General features: G+C 71.7%; 27 protein-coding genes and 1 pseudogene. 13 read left to right on the top strand and 15 right to left on the bottom strand.

The features are described from left to right. Position 1: 1 nt before the first annotated feature. The 3 genes from AC6H2I_RS12680 to AC6H2I_RS12670 all read right to left on the bottom strand — a co-directional run bounded on the left by AC6H2I_RS12680 (position 2) and on the right by AC6H2I_RS12670 (position 4,230). Positions 2-1,111 (bottom strand): microcin C ABC transporter permease YejB, encoded by a 1,110-nt coding sequence (locus AC6H2I_RS12680; protein WP_497501004.1) that lies wholly within the window; start codon positions 1,109-1,111, stop codon positions 2-4. 37 nt (positions 1,112-1,148) lie between these two features. Then, on the bottom strand, positions 1,149-3,038 hold the full coding sequence (locus tag AC6H2I_RS12675; RefSeq protein ID WP_497501003.1) for an extracellular solute-binding protein: 1,890 nt from the start codon (positions 3,036-3,038) through the stop codon (positions 1,149-1,151). 199 nt (positions 3,039-3,237) lie between these two features. Then, positions 3,238-4,230 (bottom strand): ABC transporter substrate-binding protein, encoded by a 993-nt coding sequence (locus tag AC6H2I_RS12670; RefSeq protein WP_497501002.1) that lies wholly within the window; start codon positions 4,228-4,230, stop codon positions 3,238-3,240. A 268-nt stretch (positions 4,231-4,498) separates the two neighbouring features. Here AC6H2I_RS12670 and AC6H2I_RS12665 point away from each other — a divergent pair, with 268 nt between their 5' ends. The 4 genes from AC6H2I_RS12665 to AC6H2I_RS12650 are packed head-to-tail and all read left to right on the top strand — an operon-like array spanning position 4,499 to position 7,451. Then, positions 4,499-5,344, top strand: a complete 846-nt coding sequence (locus AC6H2I_RS12665; RefSeq protein ID WP_497501001.1) for an ABC transporter ATP-binding protein — start codon at positions 4,499-4,501, stop codon at positions 5,342-5,344. A gap of 4 nt (positions 5,345-5,348) precedes the next feature. After that, positions 5,349-6,143 carry an ABC transporter permease gene (locus AC6H2I_RS12660; RefSeq protein WP_497501000.1) on the top strand — a complete coding sequence of 265 codons (795 nt, stop codon included), beginning with the start codon at positions 5,349-5,351 and terminating at the stop codon, positions 6,141-6,143. A 34-nt stretch (positions 6,144-6,177) separates the two neighbouring features. Next, positions 6,178-6,597 carry a VOC family protein gene (locus tag AC6H2I_RS12655; protein WP_497500998.1) on the top strand — a complete coding sequence of 140 codons (420 nt, stop codon included), beginning with the start codon at positions 6,178-6,180 and terminating at the stop codon, positions 6,595-6,597. 17 nt (positions 6,598-6,614) lie between these two features. Continuing rightward, positions 6,615-7,451, top strand: coding sequence for an alpha/beta fold hydrolase (locus AC6H2I_RS12650; protein WP_497500997.1), 837 nt, complete (start codon positions 6,615-6,617; stop codon positions 7,449-7,451). Between the two features lie 31 nt (positions 7,452-7,482). Here AC6H2I_RS12650 and AC6H2I_RS12645 read toward each other — a convergent pair whose 3' ends face one another. Genes AC6H2I_RS12645 through AC6H2I_RS12635 form a run of 3 tightly spaced genes read right to left on the bottom strand, consistent with a single transcriptional unit; the run spans position 7,483 to position 9,813 of the window. Next, positions 7,483-8,130, bottom strand: coding sequence for a glutathione S-transferase family protein (locus AC6H2I_RS12645; RefSeq protein WP_497500996.1), 648 nt, complete (start codon positions 8,128-8,130; stop codon positions 7,483-7,485). A 9-nt stretch (positions 8,131-8,139) separates the two neighbouring features. Continuing rightward, on the bottom strand, positions 8,140-9,018 hold the full coding sequence (locus tag AC6H2I_RS12640; RefSeq protein WP_497500995.1) for a hypothetical protein: 879 nt from the start codon (positions 9,016-9,018) through the stop codon (positions 8,140-8,142). A 27-nt stretch (positions 9,019-9,045) separates the two neighbouring features. Continuing rightward, on the bottom strand, positions 9,046-9,813 hold the full coding sequence (locus AC6H2I_RS12635) for a Rieske 2Fe-2S domain-containing protein (protein ID WP_497500994.1): 768 nt from the start codon (positions 9,811-9,813) through the stop codon (positions 9,046-9,048). A gap of 203 nt (positions 9,814-10,016) precedes the next feature. On the opposite strand from AC6H2I_RS12635, the gene AC6H2I_RS12630 reads away from it, so the two are divergent. The 6 genes from AC6H2I_RS12630 (at position 10,017) to AC6H2I_RS12605 (ending at position 15,503) form a co-directional block, all read left to right on the top strand. Further along, complete coding sequence (locus AC6H2I_RS12630; RefSeq protein ID WP_497500993.1) at positions 10,017-10,970, top strand: PDR/VanB family oxidoreductase; 954 nt, start codon at positions 10,017-10,019, stop codon at positions 10,968-10,970. Positions 10,971-11,078: 108 nt separating this feature from the next. Next, positions 11,079-12,518 carry an MmgE/PrpD family protein gene (locus tag AC6H2I_RS12625; RefSeq protein ID WP_497500992.1) on the top strand — a complete coding sequence of 480 codons (1,440 nt, stop codon included), beginning with the start codon at positions 11,079-11,081 and terminating at the stop codon, positions 12,516-12,518. Then, positions 12,515-13,681 carry an aromatic ring-hydroxylating oxygenase subunit alpha gene (locus AC6H2I_RS12620; protein ID WP_497500991.1) on the top strand — a complete coding sequence of 389 codons (1,167 nt, stop codon included), beginning with the start codon at positions 12,515-12,517 and terminating at the stop codon, positions 13,679-13,681. Before AC6H2I_RS12625 ends, AC6H2I_RS12620 begins: the two co-directional genes overlap by 4 nt. Before the next feature lie 4 nt (positions 13,682-13,685). Continuing rightward, complete coding sequence (locus AC6H2I_RS12615; RefSeq protein ID WP_497500990.1) at positions 13,686-14,177, top strand: aromatic-ring-hydroxylating dioxygenase subunit beta; 492 nt, start codon at positions 13,686-13,688, stop codon at positions 14,175-14,177. A 4-nt stretch (positions 14,178-14,181) separates the two neighbouring features. Next, the gene (locus AC6H2I_RS12610; RefSeq protein WP_497500989.1) at positions 14,182-14,427 is read left to right on the top strand and encodes a hypothetical protein; all 246 of its coding nucleotides are present in this window, start codon (positions 14,182-14,184) and stop codon (positions 14,425-14,427) included. 113 nt (positions 14,428-14,540) lie between these two features. Further along, positions 14,541-15,503 carry a LysR substrate-binding domain-containing protein gene (locus tag AC6H2I_RS12605; protein WP_497500988.1) on the top strand — a complete coding sequence of 321 codons (963 nt, stop codon included), beginning with the start codon at positions 14,541-14,543 and terminating at the stop codon, positions 15,501-15,503. Positions 15,504-15,773: 270 nt separating this feature from the next. Here AC6H2I_RS12605 and AC6H2I_RS12600 read toward each other — a convergent pair. Continuing rightward, positions 15,774-16,352: pseudogene (locus AC6H2I_RS12600) on the bottom strand (Mu-like prophage major head subunit gpT family protein); the annotation flags it as partial. A gap of 54 nt (positions 16,353-16,406) precedes the next feature. Here AC6H2I_RS12600 and AC6H2I_RS12595 point away from each other — a divergent pair. Further along, positions 16,407-17,231 (top strand): IS5 family transposase, encoded by an 825-nt coding sequence (locus tag AC6H2I_RS12595; RefSeq protein WP_497500987.1) that lies wholly within the window; start codon positions 16,407-16,409, stop codon positions 17,229-17,231. Positions 17,232-17,286: 55 nt separating this feature from the next. Here AC6H2I_RS12595 and AC6H2I_RS12590 read toward each other — a convergent pair whose 3' ends face one another. After that, positions 17,287-19,110, bottom strand: coding sequence for an extracellular solute-binding protein (locus AC6H2I_RS12590; protein WP_497500986.1), 1,824 nt, complete (start codon positions 19,108-19,110; stop codon positions 17,287-17,289). Between the two features lie 162 nt (positions 19,111-19,272). Between AC6H2I_RS12590 and AC6H2I_RS12585 the strand changes: the two genes are divergently transcribed. Next, complete coding sequence (locus AC6H2I_RS12585) at positions 19,273-20,766, top strand: pyruvate kinase (RefSeq protein ID WP_497500985.1); 1,494 nt, start codon at positions 19,273-19,275, stop codon at positions 20,764-20,766. Positions 20,767-20,782: 16 nt separating this feature from the next. On the opposite strand, the gene AC6H2I_RS12580 is transcribed toward AC6H2I_RS12585, so the two are convergent. From AC6H2I_RS12580 to hisN, 4 genes are all read right to left on the bottom strand, one after another. After that, positions 20,783-21,376: a hypothetical protein gene (locus AC6H2I_RS12580; protein ID WP_497500984.1), complete on the bottom strand. Its 594-nt coding sequence runs from the start codon at positions 21,374-21,376 to the stop codon at positions 20,783-20,785. After that, on the bottom strand, positions 21,373-22,017 hold the full coding sequence (locus AC6H2I_RS12575) for a hypothetical protein (protein WP_497500983.1): 645 nt from the start codon (positions 22,015-22,017) through the stop codon (positions 21,373-21,375). The genes AC6H2I_RS12580 and AC6H2I_RS12575 overlap by 4 nt, the downstream gene beginning before the upstream one ends. Continuing rightward, positions 22,014-22,583, bottom strand: coding sequence for a hypothetical protein (locus tag AC6H2I_RS12570; protein ID WP_497500982.1), 570 nt, complete (start codon positions 22,581-22,583; stop codon positions 22,014-22,016). Before AC6H2I_RS12570 ends, AC6H2I_RS12575 begins: the two co-directional genes overlap by 4 nt. A 70-nt stretch (positions 22,584-22,653) precedes the next feature. Beyond that, the gene (hisN, locus tag AC6H2I_RS12565) at positions 22,654-23,436 is read right to left on the bottom strand and encodes a histidinol-phosphatase (RefSeq protein ID WP_497500981.1); all 783 of its coding nucleotides are present in this window, start codon (positions 23,434-23,436) and stop codon (positions 22,654-22,656) included. A 162-nt stretch (positions 23,437-23,598) separates the two neighbouring features. On the opposite strand from hisN, the gene nudC reads away from it, so the two are divergent. Continuing rightward, positions 23,599-24,564 (top strand): NAD(+) diphosphatase, encoded by a 966-nt coding sequence (gene nudC / locus AC6H2I_RS12560; protein WP_497500980.1) that lies wholly within the window; start codon positions 23,599-23,601, stop codon positions 24,562-24,564. A gap of 33 nt (positions 24,565-24,597) precedes the next feature. Here nudC and AC6H2I_RS12555 read toward each other — a convergent pair whose 3' ends face one another. The 3 genes from AC6H2I_RS12555 to AC6H2I_RS12545 all read right to left on the bottom strand — a co-directional run bounded on the left by AC6H2I_RS12555 (position 24,598) and on the right by AC6H2I_RS12545 (position 26,779). Further along, positions 24,598-24,909 carry a hypothetical protein gene (locus AC6H2I_RS12555; RefSeq protein ID WP_497500978.1) on the bottom strand — a complete coding sequence of 104 codons (312 nt, stop codon included), beginning with the start codon at positions 24,907-24,909 and terminating at the stop codon, positions 24,598-24,600. 167 nt (positions 24,910-25,076) lie between these two features. Further along, positions 25,077-25,946 (bottom strand): prephenate dehydratase, encoded by an 870-nt coding sequence (locus tag AC6H2I_RS12550; RefSeq protein WP_497500977.1) that lies wholly within the window; start codon positions 25,944-25,946, stop codon positions 25,077-25,079. Between the two features lie 26 nt (positions 25,947-25,972). Then, positions 25,973-26,779, bottom strand: coding sequence for a 3-deoxy-manno-octulosonate cytidylyltransferase (locus AC6H2I_RS12545; RefSeq protein WP_497500976.1), 807 nt, complete (start codon positions 26,777-26,779; stop codon positions 25,973-25,975). Positions 26,780-26,849: the final 70 nt, after the last annotated feature.

The raw sequence follows: 26,849 nt of genomic DNA, 5'->3' as shown, positions 1-26,849 counted from the left end.
CTCACACCTTCCGCGCTTCGAAGTCGATGCGGGGGTCGACCACCACGTACATGATGTCGCCCAGCAGGTTCATCAGCAGCCCCAGCAGGGTGAAGAAGTAGAGGGTGCCGAACATCACCGGGTAGTCCCGGTTGATCGCCGCCTCGAAGCCCAGCAGGCCGAGCCCGTCGAGGGAGAAGATCACCTCGATCAGCAGCGAGCCGGTGAACAGGATGCCGATGAAGGCGCCGGGGAAGCCGGCGATGACGATCAGCATGGCGTTGCGGAAGATGTGGCCGTAGAGGACGCGGTGCTCCGCCAGGCCCTTGGCGCGGGCGGTGACCACGTACTGCTTGTTGACCTCCTCCAGGAACGAGTTCTTGGTCAGCATGGTCAGGCTGGCGAAGCCGCCGATCACCAGGGCGGTCACCGGCAGGGCGAGGTGCCAGAAATAGTCGAGGATCTGCTGCCACCACGGCAGCAGCGCCCAGTTGTCGGACACCAGGCCGCGCAAGGGGAACCAGTCGAGGTAGCGGCCGCCGGAGAACACCACGATCAGCAGCACCGCGAACAGGAAGGAGGGGATGGCGTAGCCGACGATGACGACGCCCGAGGTCCAGACGTCGAAGGGCGTGCCGTCCCGGGTGGCCTTGGCGATGCCCAGGGGGATCGACACGAGGTAGACGATCAAGGTGGTCCACAGCCCCAGCGACACCGACACCGGCATCTTCTCCAGGACCAGGTCCATGACCTGGCGGTCGCGGAAGTAGGAGGTGCCGAAATCGAAGACCAGGTAGTTGCCCATCATGTGCAGGAAGCGCTCGTGCAGCGGCTTGTCGAAGCCGAACTCGCGCTCGAGCTGCTGGATGAACTCGGGGTCGAGCCCCTGGGCCCCGCGGTAGCGGCTGGTGGCGTCGCCGCCGGCCGCCTGGGCGCCGGCCCCCTGGGCGGCGTCGCCGCCGCCGCTGCCGCCGATGCGCGCGGTGGCCTCCACGGCGGTGCCCTGCATGCGGGCGATGATCTGCTCGATCGGTCCGCCCGGGGCGATCTGCACGATCAGGAAGTTGATCACCATGATGCCGATCAGGGTCGGCACGATCAGCAGCAGGCGGCGGATGATGTAGGCCAGCATCGGCGCGGGTGTCCTGTTCCTGCGGGGGCGGGGGCGCTTACGGGGCCTTGCGCAGCGCCTGGTCCTTGGCGGTGTCGAGCCACCAGGTGGTGGGGAAGCCGTGGGAGTATTTCGCCATCGTCTCCGGGTGGTCGAAGCGGTCCCAGTAGGCGAGGCGCGAGACGTCGTTGTACCAGGTCGGGATCACGTACCAGCCCGACAGCAGAACGCGGTCCATGGCCCGGGTGGTGGCCTGGATGGTGGGCAGGTCGGTGCCCGTGACGATGGTTTCCAACAGGGCGTCGACCACACCGTCGCGGATGCCGGCGAAGTTGCCCTGCCCGGGCACGTCGGCCACCACGCTGGAGAAGTAGGAGCGCAGCTCCGGCCCCGGCGGCGGGAAGAAGGTGAGGCCCAGGCTGACCACGTCGAAATCATACTCGTCGGTGCGCACCTTGTACTGGGCGCTGTCGACGACGCGGATCGACGCCTCGACCCCGGCGCGCTTGAGCACCGTCACGTAGGGCTCGACCACCCGCACTATGCCGGGATCGTAGAGCAGGATCTCGAAGGCGAAGGGCTGGCCGGTGGCGGTGTTGACCAGCCGGCCGTCCTTGTGCTCCCACCCCGCCTCCTTGAACAGGGCGTAGGCCTTGCGCAGGTTCTCCCGCGACCGCCCGCTGCCGTCGGTGGCCGGCGGCTCGAAAGCCTCGGTCAGCACCTCCGGCCGGACCTTGTCCTTGAAGGGCTCCAGCACCGCCTTCTCCTCCGCCGTCGGCGGCCCGCTGGCGCCGTATTCGGAGTTGGGGAACCAGCTCTTGATGCGCTTGTACTGGCCGTAGAGCAGCTGGCGCTGGATGGTCTCGAAATCATAGAGCCAGTTGAGCGCCTGGCGCACCCGGATGTCCTGGAACAGCGGCCGGCGGGTGTTGAACACATAGCCCAGCATGCCGTGGGGGGCGTTGTCCGGCACCTCGGTGCGGACCAGCCGGCCCTGCTTCACCGCGTCGGTCTCGTAGCCGGTGGCCCAGCGCTGCGCCCGGTTCTCCTCGCGGAAGTCGGTCCGCCCGGCCATCAGCGCCTCGAACTGTACGTTGTCGTCGCGGTAGTAGTCGTAACGGATCTCGTCGAAGTTGTTGAGGCCCCGGTTCACCGGAAGATCGGCGGCCCAGTAGTCCTTCACCCGCTCGTAGGTGATGGAGCGGCCGGGGTCCACCGCCTTGATCCGGTAGGCGCCGGAGCCCAGCGGCGGCTCCAGCGTCGTCTTGGTGGGGTCGCGCCCTTCCGCCTGCCACCAGTGGCGCGGCATCGGCCACAGCCCGGCGGCGGCCATCAGCGGCTTCATGGTGTCGCGGGTGCGCATGGTGCAGGTCAGCACCTGGGGCTCCGGCGCCTCGCACGATTCGATGTCGTCGAAGAAGGAGCGCAGGAACAGCCGCCCCTCCCGGCGCACGAAGTCGAAGGCGTAGACGAAATCCCCGGCGGTGATGGGCGTGCCGTCGTGCCAGCGCGCCTCGGGCCGGAGATGGAAGCGGATCCAGCTCTTGTCGGCGGGATACTCGATGCTCCGGGCGATCAGCCCGTAGGCCGAGGACAGTTCGTCGCCGGAGCCGGTGGTCAGCCCGTCGGTGGTCAGGCCGATGCCGGCCGGCCAGGAGCCGCGTTCGACCAGGGTGTTCAGGCTGTCGTAGCTGCCGAAGGCGCCCAGGGTGATCGTGCCGCCCTTGGGCGCGTCGGGGTTGGCGTAGGGCCAGTGGGCCATGTCCGGGCCGTACAGGGGCTGGCCGAACTCGGCGATCGCCCAGGCCTTGGTGACCCCGTCGGCCGACTCCACCGCCGCCGCCGCCGTCGCCGGCGCCGGCGCGTCCTGCGCCGCCACCGGGGCGCCGGTCAGAACGACGCCCAGCCATGCCGCCGCCATGGCGGACTTCATCCCGAACCCTGTCATCTCGCCTCTCGACCGGCCGCTGCGGAACGCCGCAGCACTGGGGGTAAGGTAGGGAGCGCAAGGTGGCACAATCAAGGCATGGCGGCGCGGAAAGGCGTGGCGCGGCCGGCCGTCGCCCTCAGCCGCCCTCAGCCGCCCTCAGCCGGCGGCGAACCGGCGGCCCGGCCGGGAGACCCAGGCCGGGCGCCAGCGGATCCCGTCACTCAGGCACGAAGGAGCGGTCGATCACCGTCTCCGGGTCCAGCTTGTCCAGGGCATAGCCCTGGGATTCGGCGATCATCTCCCACGACGCCTTGACCAGCTCCGGCGTCAGCGTGCCGAAGCCGTCCCGCTTGGTGATCTCGTTGCTGACCAGCGGCAGCATCGCCTCGATCTCCGCGATGTTGATGTCGACCATGGTGTCCGGCACCACCTCGTGCATGTCGCGGCCGGCCTGCTCGGGGCTGGCGATGAAATACTGGACCGACCTTTCGAAGGCGCGGGTGAACTTGGCGACGACCTCCGGCTTCTCGGCGATGATCCTGTCCGAGGCCATCAGCGACCAGTTGTAGCCGGCCATGCCGAAATCCGACCAGGGCAGGACCTTGATGGTCTTGCCGGCTTCCTTCAGAAGGGCGCCGTTGATCGGCTTGGTGGTCACCCAGCCGATGATGGCGTCCACCCGCCCGGTCGCCAGCATCGGCCCGAGGGCGTTGAAGTCCACCTTCTGCAGGGTGACCTCCTCGGCGGCGATGCCGTTGCGCTTGGCGATCACCGGCCAGGCGGCGTTGGACCCGGAATAGGTGCCGCTGGCCAGCGTGCGGCCCTTCAGGTCGGCGATGGAGTCGATGCCGCTGCCCTCGTAGGTGATGATGGCGTCGGGCGCCTTGGTGTAGACCGACATCACCACCTTGGCCGGTACCGCGGAGCCGACGGCGGCGTTGAGGATCGAGCCCATGCTGGATGCGGTGAAGTGGGCGTTTCCGCTGGCGACCCGGGCCAGGGCGTCGGCGCCGCCGCGCCCCAGCTCGATGTCCACGTCAAGCCCTTCGTCGGCGAAGAACCCCTTGGCCTTGCCGACATGGACGAAGCCGATGTAGGCGGCGGGGAACCAGTCGAGCACGAAGGTCACCTTCTCCGCCGCCCGGGCGGTGGCCGCGCTCACACACATCGCGCCGGCAAGCAACAGAGCCTTGCAACGCAGTCCCATCATGATGGCCTCCGAGGTTGATGGCGTGGCGCGCCGCGCCGGTGCCCAAACGTCGGGAAAGGCTAAGCGGGGGGACGGGGGGCGGTAACAAGGATTGCCCCGGCGATTGGTTCCGTTTTTTTGACGCAGCCGCCGCACCGCGGCGGCGCGCCGGCCGGGCCGCGGGCTCGGAAAATCTGAACCAACGGCCGGCTATTCCTGATTGGCGGGGGCCGCGCGCCGGCCTCTACGATGAGGATCGCTCCATCGACCCTTGGCAGTGGATGCCCGGATGCATCAGGACACGCCGATCGAACTGCCCCTCGAACATGCGTCCGCCGTCGGCGTGCGCCCGCAGACGGCGCGGCCCGCGGTGGTCGCGGTCGCCGCCGGCAAGGATTTCGTCAGCGCGGGCGGCAGAACGGTGACGGCGCTCACCGATGTGTCGCTGAGCATCGCGCTCCACGAGTTCGTCGCGTTGATCGGGCCGTCGGGGTGTGGCAAGTCGACCCTGCTGCGGATGATCGCCGGGCTGGTCCCGCCGACCCGCGGCAGCGTGGAGGTCTTCGGCCTGCCGGTGAGCCGCCCGCGCGAGGACATCGGCATCGTCTTCCAGAAGCCGACGCTGCTGCCGTGGCTGAACGTTCTCGACAACGTCACCTTCCCCGTCCGCCACCGCTTCGGCCGGGTCGACCCGGACTCCCTCGCGCGCGCCCGCACGCTGCTGGAGACGGTCGGGCTGGCCGAGTTCGCCCGCCACCGCCCGAGCGAGCTGTCCGGCGGCATGCAGCAGCGCGCCGCCATCGCCCGCTCGCTGCTGCACGATCCCGACATCCTGCTGATGGACGAACCCTTCTCGGCGCTGGACTCCCTGACCCGGGACGAACTGTCCCTGGAACTGCTGCGGATGCTGGGCAAGCGGCCCAAGACCGTGGTCTTCGTCACCCATTCGATTCCCGAAGCGGTGCTGCTGGCCGACCGCATCGTCGTCATGTCGGCCCGCCCCGGGCGGGTCCACAGCGTCGTCGACGTGCCGTTCGGGCCGCCGCGCGGCCTCGACACTCTCGAACACCCCAGTTACAGCGAGGTGTGCAACCGCATCCGGCGCCTGGTCTTCGCCCGGCCCGGGGAGGTGTGACGCCATGCGCCGCGCCGTCCGCGTCCCCCCCGCCCTGGCCGCTCTCGCCGGCCGCCTCGCCCCGCTCGCCACCCTCGTCGCCGTGGTCGTCGCCTGGGAGGCGGCCTGCCGCGGCCTGGCGATCCCCCAGTTCATTCTGCCCGCCCCCAGCGCCGTCGCCGACGCCGCCCTGGCGATCAGCCTGCCGACCTGGGCGGAGAGCATCGGCGCGACGCTGGCCATCGTGCTCTCGGGCTTCGCGATCTCCATGGCCATCAGCCTTCCGCTCGCCATCCTGCTGGTGGAGAGCCCGCTGCTGTCGCGGTCCGTGGTGCCGCTGCTGGTGGTCGTGCAGTCCACGCCGGTGGCCGCCGTGGCGCCCATCATCATCGTCGCGCTGGGGGCCGGCAGCCTGTCGCGGCTGGTGATCACGGTGCTGATCACCTTCTTCCCCCTGGTGGTCGGCACGGCGGCCGGGCTGCGCGCGACGCCGCCGGAGCTGCTGGAGCTCTCCCAGTCGCTCAACGCCGGCAGGCACCGGCGCTACCTGCACATCCGCCTCCCCTACGCGGTGCCGTTCATCTTCGGCGCCATGCGCGTGTCGGTGACGCTGGCCATGGTCGGTGCGGTGATCGCCGAGTTCGTCGCGTCCGACTCCGGCCTGGGCTACCTGCTCATCACCTCCACCGCGCTGTTCCGGGTGCCCCAGGCCTTCGCCGCGCTGCTCGTGCTCGTGGCGCTCTCGCTGGCGCTCTACTACGCGGTGACGCTGACGGAGCGCCTCCTGTTCCCCTGGAGCGTGCCCAAGGCGGACGACTGACGGCCCCCCCCCTGCCATCCCAAGGAACCATGCCATGCCCGTCCTACCCGGCCGCCTGACCGGCATCGACCACGTCGTCCTGCGGGTCAGCGACCCCGACCGCACCGTCGCCTTCTACACCGGGGTTCTCGGCCTGACGCTGGAGCGCATCTACGAGTCGATCGGCCTGCGCCAGCTGCGCTGCGGCGCCAACCTCATCGACATCGTTCCGGCGGGCGAGACGGGGCTTGCGGCGCCGGGCGCGCGGGGCATCGACCACCTCTGCCTCAACCTCGACGGCGACATCGACGCGGTCGTGGCCGCCCTGGCCGCCGCCGGCATCGCGCCCAGCATGGGCCCCATGGAGGTCTACGGCGCGCGCGGGTTCGGCACCTCGGTCTACATCCGCGACCCCGACGGCTACGAGGTCGAGCTCAAGGCGGGCTATGCCCGCACCCCCGTCCGTTTTCCCTGAGCCGGGAGGCCGCGACCATGAGCCTCGGCTCGCCGGATGTCCGGGACGGTTTCGTCGAGGGCCCGGTCCGCCTGCGCTACGTCGAATGGGGGGACGCCGGCGCGCCCGCCGTGGTCATGCTCCACGGCCTGCGCGCCTTCGCCCACTGGTTCGACCCCTGCGCCGCCGCCCTGGCGCCGCGCCGCCGGGTGATCGCGCTGGACCAGCGGGGGCGCGGCGGCTCCGGGTGGGCGCCGGACGGGCACTACGCCACCGACGCCTATGTGGAGGATCTGGCCCGGCTGGTCGACGCCCTGGGTCTCGCGCGCTTTGCGCTGCTCGGCCACTCCATGGGTGGCACCAACGCGGTCAACTACGCCGCCGCGCACCCCGACCGGGTCGAGCGGCTGGTGATCGCGGAGAGTTCGCCCGTGCTCGCGCCCGAAGGGCTGGCGCGCCTGCGCCGCGAACTGGGCGAGACGCCGGCGTCCTTCGCCGACCGGGCCGCCGCCCGCGCCTTCCTGCGCCGCCTGCACCCCCTGGCGCCGGAGGCGGCGATCGACACCCGTGTCACGTGGATGCTGACCGGGACGCCCGACGGGCGGCTCGCCTGGCGCCTCGACCGTGCCATCTTCGACCCGCGCCTGACACCCGATCCGGCGGCGCGCACCTGGGCGGCCCTGCGGCGCATCGCCTGTCCGACCCTGCTGGTGCGCGGCGCGCTGTCCGATCTGCTGACCCCGGCGATGGTCGCCGAGATGGTCGCCGCCCTCAGCGACGGCCGGGCGGTCGAGGTGCCGGCCGCCGGCCACATGGTGGCCGAGGACAACCCCGCCGGCTTCGCCGCCGCGGTGCTGCCTTTCCTGGTGCGGTGACGGGCCCCTGCCGCCGGCCTGCGCCGGCGCGTCACGCCGCCAGGTCGGGAATGACCGGGAAGACCCCGGGAATGACGACGAAGCCGGGCTGGTGGCGCATCCGCTCCACCCAGCGCCAGATGGCGGGCGTGTGTTCCAGCGCGAAGCCGGCGTCGGGAGCGAGCGCCACGGTGCCGAAGGCGGCGATGTCGGCGATCGTCGCCTGCGGCCCGGCGAGCCAGTCCTCGCCGGCGATCTCCCGCTCGGCCAGGTGGTCGTCGAGGACGGCCAGGGCCTCGCCGGCCAGAGCGCGGTCGCGGTCATGGTCGGTGGGCAGGGTGTCGTCGGTGAACAGGGCGAGCCGCAGCGCCGACAGCGGCGCCAGGTCGCGGTGGGCGAAGGCGAGCCAGCGGGCGACGCGCGCCGCCGCCGCCGGCCCGGCCGGCAGCCAGCGCCGCCCGGCGTCGTGGCGCAGCGCCAGATAGGTGAGGATCGCCGGCACCTCCTCGACCCGCTCCGCGCCGTCGGTCAGCACCGGCAGGCGGCCGGTGGGGTTCACCGCGGCCTTGAAGGCGGCGCCCTCATGCTCCCGCCCGGGGTGCACGTCGACCCGCGCCAGCGTGCACTCCAGCCCGAGGAGGCCGAGGAACAGGCGCACCTTGTAGCAGTCGTCGGACAGGATGTAGTCGTGCAGGATCATGGCGGGTCCTCAGGCGGCGCGATGGACGCAATAGGCCAGGCCCGACCGGTCGACCCAGCGCCGGAAGGCGACGGAATTGGCGTCGGACAGCGTCGGCACCTCGGCTGTCGCGCCGACGGGAAGGGTCTTGGGCCATTGGTGGATCATGATCGCCCGGTCCTGGGCGAAGATCTCGTGGTAGAAGTGCAGGATGCCGGTGTCGCTGTTGGTCTCGTCGAACAGCAGCGCGAAGGAGTGGACGGTGGACAGCTCCTCGGTCTCCGGCTGGATGAACAGCCCGATCAGGTCCTTGCTGCCGCGCCGCACCAGGCTGTCCTTGTAGATGATGGCGCTGAAGGCGTTGGGCACGCGGTAATCGTAGTAGATGGTCTGCGCCCCGCCGGCGGCCGCCGCCGAGGCCCTGGGCTGGACGAAGCTGCAGCCCAGGGCCCACATCTCGCGCCCGTCGTTGCGGAACGCCACCTCGTAGGTCGGCACCTCGGCGCTGGCGTAGCCGCCCAGCGTGCCGGTGTGGACGAAGGAGAAGTGGGACAGGTCGAAGAAGTTCTCGACGATGCGCGGCGCCGAGACCGGCACGCGGATGCGCCCGCGGTGGAGGAAGCGGCGCCCGTCCGGGGCCTCCAGCTCGGGCACCTCCACCATCGCGCGCGGGGCGTCGCCCAGCGACGCCCAGGCGAAGCCGTAGCGTTCCGTCAGGTGCGGCAGCGGCGTCGGGGCGCCGCCGTCGTCCGGCCGTTCCTCGCCGGCGAGCGTGCCGTCGGCCGACCGGAAGACCTCGACGGGTTGTCCCAGCAGCCGGGTTCGGCGCGGCGCCCCCGGTGCGATGTCGGCGGCATAGCCGACGGCGTACCAGTCGTTCAGCGCGACGGGATCGGTGGTCTTGGGCATGGCGGCCTCTCGGGCGACGGGATGGGGTCAGGCGGCCGCGCCGGCGGGCACCGGCCTGGCCAGGGGCGGGGTGGCCACGGCGGCCGGAAGCCGGCGCCGGGCGGCGGCAAGGCGGCGCACCAGGGAGAGCCGCGCGCCATCCCCCAGGGAGCCGGGGGCGACGAGGTGGGCCATGCAGGACCCCGCGTCCATCGGCTGCAGGAGGACGGCGCCCTCCGCGCCGTCCGCGGCGACCGGAACCAGGGTGAGGCCGTCCCGCGTCATCGCCGCCACGCTGCCGGCGGCCCCGTCCCCGTCCCGGTCCCCGTCCCGGTCCCCGTCCCGGTCCCCGTCGCCGGCCAGGGCGGCGGGCAGCGCGGCGGCGGCGGCGGCCAGCGGCAGCGGCAGGTGCATGGCGCGCAGCGGGGCGAGCGCCACGGCGCCGTCGAATGGCCAGGCCGGGGCGGAGCCCTCGGCCGGCTCCAGGCAGCCCCACACCAGGCCGTGGGCCTCGGCGACGCCGAAGGCCCTGACCCGGGCGCCGCGCGCCGGCTTGAGGCCGGGGTGGGCGGGGATCGCCACGCACTGGCCGGCGGTGTCGAAGGTCCAGCCGTGGTAGGGGCAGAGGATCGTCTCGTTCTGCACGGCGCCGTAGGACAGGCGCATGCCCCGGTGCGGGCAGCGGTCGCGCCACGCCTTGGCGGCACCGCTGCCGGTGCGCCACACCACCACGCGCTCGCCCAGCAGGGCGGTCGGCAGGATGGCGCCCCGGCGCAGACGGTCGCTGGCCGTCAGCGGGTACCAGGTGGCTTCCATGGGCAGGCTCCCGGTGGTGGGTGTGCCGGTTTCCGGCGATCGTGGCGCAAGCCTAGGCAGAGGCCGTGGCCCGCGCCAATACGGAAAATCCGGGCCTTGGGTCAGCATTTCTGAACGAGGGCCGGGCCCGGCGCGCCGTAAAACGTGATGGTCGTCCAGACCGTCGCGGAGGCGGAGGACCGGATTGCGAGGGCCGTGCCGAGATGATCGACGTCGTGGTCGCCAAGCGGGTCGACGAGGCCGAGAACATCTGCCTGTTCGACCTGGTGCGTGCGGGTGGCGGCGCCCTGCCGCCGTTCGCGCCGGGCTCGCACGTCGAGGTCCATCTGCCGGGCGGGGTCGTCCGCCAATACTCGCTGTGCAACCCGCCGGACGAGCATGGCCGCTACCAGATCGCCGTGCTGCGGGCCGAGCCGTCGCGCGGCGGTTCGTCCCTGTTCCACGAGCGCATCCATGTCGGCAGCCACCTTGTCATCTCCGAGCCGCGCAACCTCTTCCCCCTTGACGAGGGCGCGGACCACAGCCTGCTTCTCGCCGGCGGCATCGGCGCGACGCCGCTGATCTGCATGGCGGAGCGCCTGCACGCGCTGGGCCGGTCCTTCGACCTGCACTGCTGCGCCCGCACCGAGGCGCGCCTCGCCTTCCGCGGCCGCCTCGCCGAGGCCCCCTTCGCCGGCCACGTCCACATTCATCTCGACGACGGGCCCGAGGCGCAGCGCCTGGTCTGCTCGGACGCGATCGGGGCCCCGGCGCCCGGCCGCCACCTCTACGTCTGCGGCCCGACGGGGTTCATGGAGCACGTGCTGTCGACCGCCCGTGCCCTCGGCTGGGCCGATGGCGCGTTGCACCGGGAGTACTTCGAGGCGGCGGACCGGGTGCCCGACGGCGGCCACGACTTCGAGGTGGAGATCGCCAGCACCGGCGAGGTCCACCTGATCCCGGCCGGGCGCGGCATCGCCGAGGTGCTGGAGGACGCCGGCATGGTGCTGCCGCTCTCCTGCGAGCAGGGGGTGTGCGGGAGCTGCCTCACCCGCGTGCTGGACGGCGAGCCCGACCACCGCGATCTCTTCCTCAGCCCGGAGGAGCACCAGGCCAACGACCGCATGATGCTCTGCGTTTCCCGGTGCCTGGGCCGGCGGCTGGTCCTCGACCTCTGACCGGCGGGTGGGTTCGGATTTCCTGAACCCCTGCGGGGGGTGAACCTTCTTTCGCCCCGCCACCGGCCCGCTACCCTTTCCGACGATGCACGACGACGTGGAACGACGATGACGGCTCCCTTGGATCAGGTGACGGAACGCTTGGCCGGCTTCGCCGCCGGGCTGCGCGGCGAGGACCTGCCGCCGGCGGTGGCGGAGCAGGCGCGCCACGCCATCCTCGACACCATCGGCGTCGCCCTGGCGGGTGCCGCGGTGGGCGAGGGCTTCCGCGAGGCGGTGGCCTACGCGCTGGCCGAGAGCGGCCGGCCGCGCGCCCGGCTGTGGGCGACCGGGCAGGGGATCGACACCGCCGGAGCGGCGTTCGCCAACACCCTGCACGCCCGCGCCCTGGACTACGACGACATCATCGAGTTTCCCCAGGTCCATGTGTCGGTCTGCGTCGTGCCGGCGGCGCTGGCGGTCGCCGAGGCGGCGCCGCGGCCGGTGGACGGCCGCACCCTGCTGGCCGCCGTGGTCGCCGGCAGCGAGGTGCAGGCGCGCCTTGCCGCCGCCATCGCCCCAACCTTCGACGGCACGCGGTTCCCGGTCATGCTGGCCACCCAGGTGTTCGGCTATTTTGCCGCGGCGGTGGCCGCCGGGCGCGTGCTGGGCCTCGACGCCGCGGGCATGCGCAACGCGCTCGGCCTGGCGATGATGCAGGCGACCGGCACCGAGGAGATGGTGGTTCACGCCACCCGCAGCGTCGGCAAGTGCCTCTACGCCGGCTTCAGCAACCAAGGCGGCGTGCAGGCCGCGCTGATGGCCCGCCACGGGGTGCCGGCCCTGGGCGAGCCGCTGGCCGGGGAGGCCGGGCTGTTCGCCGCCTTCTACGGCGGCCGCTTCGACGCGGAGGCGCTGACCGGGGGGCTGGGCAGCCGCTTCCGCAGCGGCGAGCGCTGCCTGAAGAGCATGCCCGGCACCCTGGTCGCCCACGCCTTCGTCGAGGCGGCCCTGTCGATCCTCCAGGACCATCGCCTGGGTCCCGGCGACGTGGAGCGGGTGGTGCTGGGGGTCGGCGGCTGGGGCCGGGCGATGTGCGAGCCGGCGGCCGAGCGCCGGGCGCCGGCCACCGCCTCGGCGGCCATGAACAGCATCCCCTTCCTGGTCGCCAAGGCGCTGGTCAACGGCGCGGTGGCGCTGGAGGACATGACCGCCCTGGGCCGCGCCCAGCCCGCCGCACTGGCGATGGCGGCCCGCGTCGTCCACCGCCATGACCCGGCGCTCAACGTCCATGGCGGGCTGGAGCCCGGCGTGGTGGAGATCGTCACCACCGACGGCCGGCGCCTCGGCGCCCGCGTCGCCGTGCCGCCCGGCCATCCGGCCCGCCCGCTGCCCTTCGCGGCGGTGGCCGACAAGTTCCGCAGCAACGCCGCCCTCGGCGGGCTGGGCGACGACCGCATCGCGCGGTGCGTCGACCTCGCCGGCCGGCTGGACACGCTGCCCGACGTGCGCGCCCTGGTCGACGCCGTCGTCCCCCAAGGTTTTCCGCAAGAGGACCGACATTCATGATCCCGCCCATCGAGGACCTGATCCGGCCGGACGCCGTGCACCGGCTGGTCTACACCGATCCGGCCATCTTCGAGCTGGAAATGGAGCGCATCTTCGGCCGCACCTGGGTCTTCCTCGCCCACGAGAGCGAGATCAAGCAGCCCGGCGACTACAAGACGGCGACCATCGGCCGCCATCCGGTGATCGTGACCCGGCTGGAGGACGGCCGGATCACCGCGCTGATCAACCGCTGCCGCCACCGCGGCCCGGTGGTCTGCCGCAACGAGACCGGCAACGCGAAGTTCTTCCGCTGCCCCTACCACGCCTGGACCTACAACAACGGCGGCGACCTCGTCGCCGTGCCGATGCCCCAGGGCTATGGCCCCGACTTCCGCAAGGAGGACCTCGGCCTGCGCCGGGTGGCGCGGGTCGCCAGCTACCAGGGCTTCGTCTTCGGCAGCCTGGCCGCCGAGGGACCGGACCTGGAGGCCCATCTGGGCGGCGTGACACGCTTCCTCGACGCCTTCGTCGCGGTGTCGCCGACGGGGCGGATCGGCGTCTTCGACGGCTATCAGAAATGCGCCTACAACGGGAACTGGAAGTACCAGCTCGAGAACGGCGTCGACCCCTATCATGTGGGGGCCCTGCACGCCAGCGCCGCCTCGCCGGAGGCCATGAAGATCTACCGGCAGGGCCGTGGCGCGGTCATCGCCATGGACGGCCACGGCGTCACCGACCACTCCGACTGGGGCCCGATGCCGGTGGACGCGAGCCTGTCGGGCGGCTTCAACCTGGTGATCTTCCCCAACCTGATCGTGTTGCGCAGCCAGATCCGCACGGTGCGGCCGATCGCCGTCGACCGCACCGAGATCATCACCTCCGTGGTCAAGCTGGAGGGCGGCGACGAGGCGGTGAACCTGCAGCGCATGCGCGACCAGGAGTTCGAGTTCGGCTCCGCCGGCACCTTCTTCGCCGACGACCTCGACATCTTCGAGCGCACCCAGCAGGGGCTGGCCAGCAACGCGGTGGACTGGCTGGTCTTCTCGCGCGGCCTGAACCGCGAGGAAATGCGCGGCGGCTACGTCACCGGCGGCATGTCCGACGAGACCCAGCACCGCGGCATGTACCAGAACTGGAGGCGGTGGATGACCGACGCCGCGGTGCCTGCGATGGCGGCGGAGTGAGACCATGAGCGACCTCCACCGCGACGTCGAAGCCTTCCTCTTCGCCGAGGCCCGCCTGCTCGACGAGGGCCGCAACGAGGAGTGGCTGGCCCTGTTCGCCGAGGACGCCCTCTACTGGGTGCCGGCCGGGCGCAAGGCGATCGACCCCTCCCGCCACGTCTCCATCATCCACGACGACCGGGCGGCCCTGGCCAAGCGGGTCAAGCGCCTCGCCTCGGGCCAGGCCTACGCCCAGGACCCCGCCTCGCGCACCAGCCGGCTGGTCTCCAACGTGGCCGTCGAGGTGGTGAGCGGCGACGGCGATGGGGACGGCGCCGAGGTCGAGGCGACCTGCGTCATGGTCCTGGCCGAGCTGGCGCGCCACCGCCAGACCATCTACCCGGCGCGCTGCCTGTTCACCCTGCGGCGCAGCGGCGGGTCGTGGGCCATCGTGCGCAAGCAGGTCAACCTGCTGGCCAGCGACGAACCGCTCGAAGCCCTGGGCTTCCTGGTGTAGCGGCGTGGCGGAGACACCTGGCAAGGGCCCGCCGAGCGCCGGGGGCTGGATCGTCGCCAACGAGTTCGCGCGGGTGCGCGTCTCGCTGGATCTGCGGGGGCATGACCCGCGCCTCCTGATCGAGGATCTGACGGGGCAGGCGTGCGTCCTGCTGGACGCCCTGACCCTCGCCTGCCTGGCGCGGGAGCGGCCGGACAACCTCGCGGGCCATCTGTTTCCCGCCGCCGCGGAGGACACGGACGATGCCTGACCTGGCGCCGCCCGCTGCCCGCCCCGGGGTGCCGGGGCGGCCGGAGGCACGAAACTTGCTGGAGCCGGGAGCCGCGGCGCTTCGCCCGGTCCGTCGCATCAGGAACATCGGCCATGTTGTCACCGTCCCCGGCGCGCCCTGACAGCAACTCGAAGTTGATGGAAACGGTCAAGGGCACCATACCCCGGATCACCTTGCGGCAGATGGTCTACTTTGCCTCGGCCGCCAAGCATGAAAGCGCGATCCGCGCGGCAGAGGAGCTCAACGTTTCACCACCGGCCATCTCCGGCGCGATATCCTGCCTGGAAAGTGTGCTCGGAGAGCAGTTGTTCATCAGGCGGCACGCGCGCGGCCTCGTCCTGACGAAGGAGGGGCGGCAGCTGCTGCTGGAGGTGCGCGACATCGTCGAGCGCGTGCACGAGATCGAGTCGGCCCGGATGCGGGCGCAGCCCCACCAGAAGCGCCCGATCTTCGTCGGCTGCCTCGGCGACATCGGCCCGGCCATCTTGCCGCCGCTGATCCGCGGCTTCGCCGAACGCCACCCCGACGTGGAGATCAAGTGGTCGACGGGCGAGTACGGGCCGCTCATGCAGCGCCTCAAGGACGGCAACCTCGACCTGGTGATCGCCCTCGACTTCGAGAGCACGCCCACCCTGCGCAACACCGTCCTGCACAAGACGCCGGCGCTGTGCGTGCTGCCGCAGGGTCACCGGCTGGCCGAAGGGCCGATCGACCTCGCCGCGCTGGCCCACGAGCCCTTCATCCTGTTGGACATCCCGCGCACCCGCGACTATTTCCTGTCGGTCTTCGGCTCGCTGGGTCTCCAGCCCACCATCGCGCACCGCGTCACCTCGGCCGACATGGTGCGCAGCCTGGTGTCGAACGGCTTCGGCTACTCCCTGCTGAACTTCATGCTGCCGAGCGGCCACCGCGCCGTCTACCTGCCGATCGAAGGCGAGGAGGACCGCTCCAACCTGGTGGCCATCCACCACTTCAAGCGGCGCATCTCGTCGGCCCTGGAGGATCTGATCGACCTCACCCGGGAGACCGTGGTGGCGAGCCGCATCTGCGGCTAATGAAAGGGCTATCATTGTTCTGCACTGGCAGGGATTATTCTGCGCTGGGAAGCGGGATGAAGCCGGATATTCCGGGATCATGTGGGATGAGAACGCCGGTCGCGTGCAAAGTGGAAACCGGGGTGGGGACTTCCAGTTCCCCCACATGACGCTCCGACGGTCGCCCGCCGTGCTACGGCTGGAAGGTTCACCGTGTCGCCCGGCTTCCAAGGTTGGACAGTAGGCACGAAGCCGTCCGGTCGCAATGGACGGCTTCGTGGCGCGCGCAGATCAAGCGTTCAGCCAAGCCGTCACGATGGGCTGCGCGGTCCCTGACCATTCGTTGGTGACAGCGACATGCTGCGGCGGATCTCCGACGCTGACGATGCGAACCCCGTTGTTCAGAAGACGCATCGCGTCCCCTTCCAACGCCGTGGGCACCGCGAGGGTGTCCGGCTTGATGTTCAACGGACGCCCCGCATCCCCCTTCAGCGCAGTCATCGCCTGCCGGGCAGCTTCATAGTTTTCCGCGGTCAGCGGGGCCTTCGAAGCGAACGCGAGTTGCCAAAGGCCGAAGCCGGCGTTGACGCGCGCTCGGACGCCATAGATGTAGGTGTCCTGGAAGAAGACGTTGTAATCGGATTCGTCATCTCGACGGCCGAACTTGTAGGGCATGCGTTCCTGGAACAGCAGGGGCTTCATGACCCGGCTGCAATCCAGCAGGAACCATGGGGGGCCGCCACCATCCTGAACGTTACTGACGGTCCCGTCCCCGACCGGGTGCGCATCATGGAAGAAGGCCGCGCCATCATAGCACTTCTCGGCGAAGCCGTTCTTCAGCAGCGTGAACACCAGTTCGTCAGGGTGCTCAGAGACCGTTTGAAAACGATTGGCACCGGCGGCGTGTTATGATTCAACCTTCCTATGTGGACGGAAGCGACGCGCGGCCGGATGGCCAAGATCGAGAAGAAGACGAAGCGGTATCTGACGGACCTGACCGATGAGGAATGGTCAATGATAGAACCGCTGATGCCGAAGCAGGCGCGCACGGGGCGCCCGAGGGCGGTCGACCTGCGGGAAATCTTGAATGCGCTGCGCTATTTGGCTCGGACGGGCTGTGGCTGGCGGCTGTTACCAAAGGACTTCCCGCCGTGGCAGACGGTGTATTGGTGGTTTCGACGTCTCCTTCGGCGCTTGCTGTTCCAGACGATCCACGACGTGGTGTTGATGATCGACCGTGAACGTGCCGGCCGTAAAGCGAGCCCAACCGCGGGAGTTGTGGACAGCCAGTCGGTGAAGGCACCCGCAGGCAAGGAGCGCGGCTACGATGCCGGCAAGAAGATCAAAGGGCGCAAGCGGCACATCGCGGTGGACACCGATGGCCGCCTGTTGATGATGAACCTGACCACCGCCGACATCTCCGACTCCGCCGGAGCCCAGAAGATCCTCGACGCAATGCGTCAGCGCTGGCCGTGGATGAAGCACCTCTTCGCCGACAGCGCCTATGACCGCAAAAAGCTCTTGGACAAGGCCGCCTTTCTCGACTTTACCATCGAGGTGGTCCGGCGAACCGATACCGAACCAGGCTTCAAGGTCGTGCCGCGGCGGTGGTTGGTCGAGCGGACCTTCGGATGGATGACCCGCTGGCGACGTCTTGTCCGCGACTACGAAGCCAGGATCGACGTCTCCGGCGGCATGATTCAACTCGCTATGGCGAGCCTGCTACTCCGGCGAGTCTGCCACAGATAGGGTTGTCAAACGGACTCTAAGCCGGTTTCGCCGGCCCCCCCCGGACCGGCCGCCGTCACGCCGCCGACTTCGCCCACCACGCCGGCGAGAAGTAGAGGACACGCAGGCTGTCGTCGTAGGGGGCATCGGTGTCCGGCGTGCCGAACTTGTCCCACATCGCCACCCAGTTCTCGTCGTTGTACCAGTGCGGCACCATGTACTGGCCCCACAGCAGCACGCGGTCGAGCGCCCGGGTGGCCGCCAGCAGGTCGTCGCGGCTCTTGGCCGCAACGACCCGCTCGATCAGGGCGTCCACCACCGGGTCCTGGATGCCCGCCAGGTTGGCCGAGCCGGGGGTCCGCGCCGCGGCGGAGCCGAAATAGTTGCGCAGCTCGGTGCCCGGCGGGCTCGGGAAGGCGAAGTTGGTGATCACCACGTCGAAGTCGAAATCGTCGGTGCGGCGCTGGTACTGGGCGGTGTCGATGATGCGCAGCTGGGCGTCGACGCCGGCCTTGCGCAGGGCCTCGATGTAGGGCTGGACGACCCGGGCCATGCCGCCGCCGGCGTCGAGGAACTCCACGGCCATCTGCTGCCCGGTTGCGGCGTTCAGCAGGCGCCCGTCCCGCAGCTCCCAGCCCGCCGCCTTGAACAGGCGGAAGGCGGCGCGCAGGTTGTCGCGCGAGCGGCCGGAGCCGTCGGTCTGCGGCGGCTGGTAGGGGGCGGTGAAGAGGCGTGGCGGCACCGCGTCGCGGTGCGGCTCCAGCAGCGCCAGCTCGCCCGGTCCCGGCAGGCCGCGGGCGCCGTAGTCGGAATTGGGGAAGTTGGAGGTGGTGCGGGAGTATTGGCCGTACAGGATGGTCTTCTGGATCCATTCGAAGTCGAAGAGATAGCCGAACGCCTCGCGCACCCGCGGGTCGGCGAAGGTGGGGCGCCGGGTGTTGAAGCGGAAGGCCTGGGCGCCCAGCGGCAGGTCGCGGGGGATCGCCCGGCGCACCACCCGCCCGTCCTGCATGGCGGGGAAGTCGTAGCCGGTGGTCCAGCGCTGCGCCCGGTTCTCCATGCGCACGTCGTAGGCCCCGGCCTTGAACGCCTCGAACATGACGTCGTCGTCGCGGTAGAAATCGACCGTCACCGTGTCGAAGTTGTACTGACCGCGGTTGACCGCCAGGTCGCGGCCCCAGTAGTCGGCGACCCGGGTGAAGGTCAGCGAGCGGCCGGGATCGACCGCGGTGATGCGGTAGGGGCCGGAGCCGAGCGGTGCCTCCAGCGTGGTCTTGGCGATGTCGCGCCCCTCGGCCGTCCACCAGTGCCGCGGCAGCGGCCCGACGGTGGTGGCGAAGTCGATGATCGGCTTCACCTCGTCCCGGCTGGCCAGGGCGATCCGCAGCCGGTGGTCGTCGACCGCCTCGACCGCGCCGATCTTGTCGAGGAAGGATTTCAGGAACGGCGATCCATGGGCCTGGATGGAGTCCCAGGCGAACACCACGTCGCCCGCCGTGACCGGCGTCCCGTCGTGCCAGCGCGCCTCGGGGCGCAGGGTGAACAGGGCCCAGCTCTTGTCGTCGGGCACCTCGACGCTCTCGGCCAGCAGGCCGTAGGCGGCGTCCAGCTCCCAGCCCGACCCGGTCATCAGCGTGTCGTAGATCAGCCCCATCTGGCGCGGCGGAATGCCACGCAGGATCACCGTGTTGAGGCTGTCGAAGCTGGCCGGAAAGTTGGAGCCGACGACGATGGACCCGCCCTTGGGGGCATCGGGGTCGACGTGCGGGAAATGGGTGAAGTCCGGCCCGAACTCGGGTTCGCCGAACTGGCGCAGCGCGTGGCTGGTGGTGGTCTGCGCCAGCGCCGGGGCGGCCAGGACGGAGAGGGCGATGAGGAGCGTCGGGAGGAAGCGTCGCATGGGCAGGGGGACCGCACCGTGGTAGGATCTGGGCATCCCCGATAGATTGCCCCGCCCGTCTCCCGATCAAGCGTTTCCGCCGATCAAGCGTTTCCGCCGATCACGCGTCTCCACCGATCAGGCTTTCGGGCATCGAGGACGCCGCCTCTGGGGAGAACCGCCATGACATCGCCGAGCCCGGCGCCGCAGCCGGACGAGATTCTGACACGCCTGCGCGCGCTCCGCGCCGCGGTCGACGCCGAGGGGCGCGGCCGCTACGCCCGCTGGGCGCCGCAGGTGGACCGCCGCGAGGCCGGGCCGTCGCTGCTGAACCTGGCCCAGTATCTGGCGCTGCGCCGGCGCGACCTGCGCGGCCTGCAGACCGCGCTGATGCCGCTCGGCCTGTCGTCCCTAGGCCGTCTGGAGGGCCGCGTGGTGGCCAACCTCGACGCCGTGATCGCCGCGCTGTCCCGCATGGCGGGGGACGCCGGCGCCGCCTTTCCCGGCCCGCGCGCCTTCTTCCGGGGCGAGCGGCTGCTGGCGCTGCACGCCGCTGCGCTGCTGGGCCCGACGCGCGCCGGCGGCGGCCGGGTGCTGGTCACCCTGCCGTCGGAGGCGGCCGGCGATCCGGCCCTGCTGCACCGGCTGGTCGACAGCGGCGCCGACGCGGTGCGAATCAACTGCGCCCACGACGACGCGGCGGCCTGGGCGGCGATGATCGCCAATCTGCGCGCCGCGGAGTCGGCGGCGGGCCGGCGGCTGCGGGTGCTGATGGACCTCGGTGGCCCCAAGCTGCGCACCGCCGCCGTCGGCCTGCCCGAGGGGCGGCGGCGCCTCAAGGCCGGCGACCGGCTGCTGCTGGCCGAGCGGCCGCCTGACGCCGCCGTGGCGGCGGCGGTCGCCTGGACCACCTTCGCCCAGCCCGAGGTGGTCGGGCAGCTCCGGCCGGGGCACCGCGTCTTCCTCGACGACGGCAAGCTCGCGGGCGTGGTCGCCGGGGTCGGGCCGGAGGGCGCCTGGCTGGCGGTCGAGCGGACCGGGCCGAAGGGCGCCAGGCTGGCGGTCGACAAGGGGCTGAACCTGCCGGACACGCCGCTGCCCCTCGACCCGCTGACCGACAAGGATCTGGAGGACCTCGACTTCGTCGCCGCCAACGCCGACCTCGTCGGCTACAGCTTCGTCCAGCGGGCCGCCGACATCGCCCGCCTGCAGGAGGAGCTGGCGCGCCGCCGCCCCGACTGGCGCCGCCTCGGGCTGATCGCCAAGATCGAGACGCCGCTGGCCGTGCGCAACCTGCCCGACCTGATCGTGCGCGGCATGGGGCATCAGCCCTTCGGCGTCATGATCGCCCGCGGCGACCTGGCGGTGGAGCTCGGCTTCGAGCGCCTGGCGGAGATGCAGGAGGAGCTGCTGTGGCTGTGCGAGGCCGCCCATGTCCCGGTGATCTGGGCGACCCAGGTGCTCGAGGGGCTCGTGAAGAAGGGGCTGCCGTCGCGCGGCGAGATGACCGACGCGGCGATGGCCGCGCGCGCCGAGTGCGTGATGCTGAACAAGGGACCCTACCTGGCCGAGGCGGTGGCGGCCCTGCACCGCATGCTGGGCCGCATGGCCGAGCATCAGACCAAGAAGACGCCCCGTCTGCGCGCGCTGCAGAGCTGGGCCGACCGCGAGGCGTGACCCGGGCGGCGCGGCCTCACCGCGCCGGCGTGCCGTCCGCACCGCCACCACCCGGGTCGCCGCCACCGGGGTCGCCGCCGGGGTCGTGCCCCACGGCGGCGTCGATGGCGCGCTGGAGGGTGCGGAAGCGGCGGTCGGCACGCAGCAGCCGCTTCAGGGCGCGGGCGTTGTAGAGATCGGCCTTCATCCACTCCAACACCGACTCGCCGTGTTCGGGATGGATCGAGAGGGAGTACATGGCGGCCTGCTCGGCGCTGGCGATGGCGGGTTCGTCCAGCCGCTCCAGAATGGCCCCGGTGTACAGCAGCACCAGCGTCTCCGGCTTCTCCGGCGGGCCGTCCTCCCCGGCGTCCTCCCCGGCGTCCTCCCCGGGGGCGGGCGGGCGCCCCTGCTCCGCCTCGAGGCGGCGGAACATCGCCTCCCGGGTCTCCCTGGGCAGGGCGGCCAGCGCCCCCAGCGTCACCAGGATGTCGAGAAGGGTCTTCTTGCGCACCTTCCAGTTGACACCGGCCGAGACCCGCTCGGCCATCCTGTCCACCTGCTCGCGCAGCTCGGGCGCCAGCTCCGGATAGACGGGGCGCGCGGGGGCGCGGATCGCCGTCGTCCTCACGCGTCCGCCCCGCCGCCGGGGCGGTCGTCGTTGGCGGCCTCGGGCAGGTCCTTGTCCACCGCCTCGCCGTCGCCGTCCGGGCTGCCGAGCAGGAGGTCGAAGAGGGTGGCGTAGGCGCCGTCGCCGTCGAGCACGGCGCGCAACGCGTCCATGTTCTCGGGCGCCCGCTGCAGCCACGTCTCGGCCGCCTCGACGTGCTCGGGCTGCACCGACAGGAGGTAGAATCCGGCCTGCTCGGCGCACTCGATGCGCGGCTCGTCGAGCCGCTCCAGGATGGCGCCGATGAACATCGGCAGCAGGTCGGGCGGCGGGCTCGCCTCGTCGTCGTCCGGCCCGGCGCCGGCCGCGGCGCGGGCCTCGGCCTCACGGCGGGCGTCCATCTCGGCCAGGGCGCGCTCGGCCTCGGCCTCGTCGATCGTCCCGCTTTCGACCTCCTCCATGACCCGCGCCAGATCGGCCTGCTGGTCCGGCGACAGCGCCGTCATGCCGTCGACCGCCATCAGCACGTCGAGCAGGGATTCCTTGCGCAGCGCCCAGTCCGGCTCGTCGGCCAGCGCCTCGGCGAGGGTGGCGAGCACCGGCTTCAAATCCTCGGGCGCGGTGTCGTAGATGGGGGATTCCGGTTTGACGATGGCCGTCATCGGGGACCTCCTGGCTCGTGGCGGTGGCGAGCGGCGGACGCCCGGGCGTCGTGTTCCGACAGGCGCGTCATCAGGGCCGCGTAGCGGCGGTCGTTGCGCATGATGCGGCGGACCGCCTTCTCGTGCTTGGGGTCGGTCTGCATCCAGGCCTCGGCGGTGCGGACATGCTCCGGCTGGATCGACAAAAGATAGATGGCCGCCTGTTCGGCGCTGGCAACCCGTTGTTCGGCCAGCGCCTCGAGGATGGCGCCGACATAGGTCGGCAGCAGGCCGGCGAACGGCTCGGCCGGGGCGGCGGCGGTGCCGTCCGCCATCGGATCCTCCGCCCCGTCCGCCGCGAGATCGCCCTCCGCCCCGGGCCGGCCGGTCGCGGCGCGGCGCTCATCGGGCGACATGGCGAAGAAGGCGTCGAGGCCCAGCAGCAGATCGCACAGCGTCTTCTTGCGCACCATCCAGTTGGCGCCGGCCGACACCTGCCCGGCCATCGCGCCCAGGAGCTGGCGCAGCTTGGGCGACAGGGTGTCGAGGATGGGATGGGCGGGCGGCGTCAGGGGAACGCTGGGCATGGGGTGGGCCATCTCGTTTCGGGACCGGGACGTGTCGCGACCGCGGGGCCGGCCTCGCGCAGGCGCCGGCTCAGCCGGCGAGCGCGGCCAGCGCCTCGCGGTGGGTGCGCGGGTCGCCGGCGGCGACCACGCGGCCGTCGGAGTGGTGGTCGAGCGGGCGGCCCTCCCAATCGGTCATCAGCCCGCCGGCGCCGACCACCACCGGCACCAGCGCCGCGAAGTCGTAGAGTTTCAGCCCGGCCTCGACGACCAGGTCGTAGTAGCCCGAGGCCAGCAGGCCGTAGGTGTAGCAGTCGCCACCGTAGACCGCGGCCTTCGCGGCGTCGGCCACGCGCCGGAACCCGGCCGCCGCGCCGCCGGGGAACAGGTCGGGGCCGGTGGTGCCCAGCATGGCCGCCGCCAGGCCGCCGGCGCAGGGCCGCGCCCGGGCCGGCTGGCCGTTGAGGGTGGTCGGCCGCCCGGCGACACCGACCCAGCGGTCGCCGACGATCGGCTGGTCGATGATGCCCAGGATCGGCACGCCGTTGCGCAGCAGGGCGATCAGCGTGCCGAAGATGGGCCGCCCGACGATGAACGATTTGGTGCCGTCGATCGGGTCGATGACCCAGACATACTCGGCGTCCGCGTTGCGGGTGCCGTGCTCCTCGCCGACGATGCCGTCGCCGGGGCGCTGGGCCTCCAGGATGGCGCGGACGATCCGCTCCGCCTCGCGGTCGGCGACGGTGACCGGCGAGCGGTCGTCCTTGTCGTCCACCGTCACGGGGGTGCGGAAATAGCGGCGCACCACCGCCGCGCTGGAATCGGCGAGGCGCTGGGCCAGGGCCACGAGGTGGGCAGGACAGGTCTCGGTCATGGGGCGGCTCCGCCGTCCGGGGGGCGACGGCGCATCCTAGACGGGGCCGGCGCCGGCGCAAACGGGAAAGACGGGCGGTTCGCCGCGCCGCGGCGCGCCGGCAAGGCAGCCCGGCGCGGCGGGCGTTTGCCCGGCGGCCGCGAGTGTGGCACCAAGGATGCCATGCAGACCCGCCCCCGCGCCGACGTGCCCACACTCGCCCCGCCCAACATCTACGCCGGCGTTCCCCTGGACCGCGCGGCCCACCGGCGCAAGGATCCGGCCTGGCTGGCCGACGCCCGGGCGGCACCCGCGACGCGCGTGGTGCCGGTGTGGCGTGCCCGCACCCTGGCCGGCGGACCGGAGGAGGCACCCCACACGGTGACGCTGCCGGCGGCGGCGCTGTGGGACGTCGCGGCGGACCCGGTGCTGCTGGGGCTGGCGGCCGACGGCGCCGCCCTGTTCGCCGTCGACCTGTCCGCGCTGGACGAGCCGGAGCGCCACCCCGCGGTGGCCGCCGCCGTGGCCGAGGGCGCGCGCTTCGTCGACCTGCGGTCGGTCGGTCCGGTGATGGCGTCGGGGAATGCCGCCCTCGCCGCCTACGCCCGCGGGCTCGTCTGGTGGAACGCGCGCCACCGGTTCTGCGGGGTGTGCGGCGCGCCGGCGGCCGGCGGCGAGGCCGGCCACGTCCGGGTGTGCAGCGACGGCGCCTGCGCCACCAGCCATTTCCCCCGCACCGACCCCGCGGTGATCATGCTGGTGCACGACGGCGCCGACCGCTGCGTGCTACACCGCTCCGCGCGCTTCGCGCCGGGCATGTATTCGGTGCTGGCCGGCTTCGTCGAACCGGGCGAGAGCCTGGAGGAGGCGGTGGCGCGCGAGGTCCTGGAGGAGGTCGGCCTCACCGTGACCGATGTCCGCTACCACTCGTCCCAGCCCTGGCCGTTCCCCTCCCAGCTCATGATCGGGTTCACCGCACGGGCGGTGGACGACGCCCTCGTGGTTCAGGAGGACGAGATCGAGGAGGCCCTGTGGGTCGACCGGGCGCGGCTGCGCGACACCCCGCCCGACGACCCCGCCTTCCGGCCCCCGCGCACCGATTCCATCGCCCGCCGCCTGATCGACGACTGGGTGGCCGGCGCCGAGTGACGGGGACCGAGTGACGGGGGCCGGCCGGGACCGTCAGCGGCGCCAGATCGGGTGCGTCGCGCGCACCGGCGACTGGCGGCGGTCGCACGGGCTGGGGTGGCGTTGGCAGGTCATCCGGTAGACCAGGGTGAGATCCCGGGCGCGGTCCAGGTTCTGGTGCCGGGTGGCCAGGCACAGGTTGTCCCACACCATCTGCCGGACGGCGGCGTCGCCCCAGGGCTGTTGCATCAGCGCCGCCCCCTTTTCCAGCGCCGTCATGTAGGGGAGCCGTTCGTGCGCCGCGATCTCGGCGACTTCGTCCTTCGCGAGGTCGGAGAGACCGATGCAGTCCTCGTAGGTCAGCATCGCAACCTCCATCCAATGGGAAACGGGCCCTTGACGCCAGGCTCTTCGGGAGTCTCCAGAGGATAGCATGAATCCACCGCGGACTGCCGCCGTCCGCTGTTGACAAACTCTTGATTCGACGGCGGCGCGACCCTTTGCCGCGGCCAGACGCGCGGTGTTGCGCGGCGTCAGTCGTCGCCGGTTCTTTGGCTTTCCTGGTAGCGGAAGGGGTTCGCCGGGTAGACGCCGAGGATCTTCACCTCACGGGCGAAGAAATTCAGCTCCTCCAGCGCGAGGCGCAGCGGCCGCTCCTCGGGGTGGCCCTCGACGTCGGCGTAGAACTGGGCGGCGGTGAAGCGCCCGCCGACCATGTAGCTCTCCAGCTTGGTCATGTTGACCCCGTTGGTGGCGAAACCGCCCAACGCCTTGTAGAGCGCGGCGGGAACGCTGCGCACGCGGAACACGAAGGTGGTCACGGTCGGCCCGGCGTCGACCGGCGGGACCACCGGCTCGCGCGCCATCACCAGGAAGCGGGTGGTGTTGTGCTCGGCGTCCTCGATGCCGCTCTTGAGGATGCTGAGGCCGTAGGTTTCCGCCGCCAGCTCCGAGGCGATGGCGGCGTGGCGCGGGTCGCCCAGCTTGGCCACCTCGGCCGCCGCCCCGGCGGTGTCGGCGTGCTGGATCTCGCTCAGCCCGAGGCTGCGGGTCAGGGTGCGGCACTGGGACAGGGCCTGGATGTGGCTGCGCACCGTCCGGACCGTCTCCAGCGTGGCGCCGGGCGGGGCCAGAAGCTGGTGGTTCACCCGCTGGAAATGCTCGCCGATGATGTGCAGGCCGCCCTGGGGCAGGAGATAGTGGTTGTCGGCGACGCGGCCGGCGACCGAATTCTCCACCGGGATCATCGCCAGCCGCGCCCGCCCGTCCCGCACCGCCGCGAAGGCGTCCTCGAAGGTCGGGCAGGGCAGGGTCGCCATCTCCGGGTGGACGGAGCGGCAGGACAGGTCGGAATAGGCCCCGGGCTGGCCCTGGAAGGCGATCACGTTGGCGTTGGGCGTCACGGCGGTGAACCTCTTGGGGACCGGCCCTAGGACTGGGCGCGGCGGGCGAGGAGCGCGCGGGCGCGGTCCAGGTCGTCGGGAGTATCGACACCCAGCGGAAGGGCGTCAACGACCGCCACGTCGATGCGCATGCCGAAGGCCAGCGCCCGCAGCTGCTCCAGCTTCTCGCGCTGCTCCAGCGCCGACGGCGGCAGCGCCACGAAGCGGTCGAGCGCGCTGCGGCGGTAGGCGTAGAGGCCGATGTGGTGGTACAGCGGCCCGTCCCCCCACGGCGCGGTGGCGCGGGTGAAGTAGACGGCGCGGCCGCGGCTGGAGAAGTCCGGCAGCTCGATCACCGCCTTCACCACGTTGGGGTCGGTGCGCTCCTCCTGGCGGGTGATGGCCACCGCCAGGGTGGCGATGTCGACCCCGGGGTCGGACAGCGCGGCGAAGGCGGCGCGGACCACCGCCGGCTCGATCGTCGGCAGATCGCCCTGGACGTTGACCACCGCGTCGTACCGGCCGTCGGGGTCGATCAGCGACACCGCCTCGAAGATGCGGTCGGAGCCGGAGGGATGGTCGGTCCGGGTCAGCACGGCGCGGCCGCCCGCCGCCTCGATCGCACGGGCGATCTCCGGCTCGCCGGCCGCCACGATCACCGGCCCGATCTCGGCCTCCATGGCGCGCCGCCAGACATGGACGATCATCGGCTCGCCGCAGATGTCCGCCAGCGGCTTGCCGGGCAGGCGGGTCGATGCCATGCGCGCGGGGATCACCACGATGGGGTTGGCGGGCGGGGCCGCGGGGGCGGGCGGATGGGTCGGGGCGGAGGCCGGCGGGAACTCGGTGCTCATGGCGGAACGCGTCCATCGTGGCCGGGAGTGCGGGCCGGGGTGAACCACGGAACGCCGCCGTACGTCAACC

Source organism: Azospirillum sp. NS33, from assembly GCF_059703765.1.
Note: the sequence above shows the minus strand (reverse complement) of the source record. Positions and strands in the feature narration are given on the sequence as shown.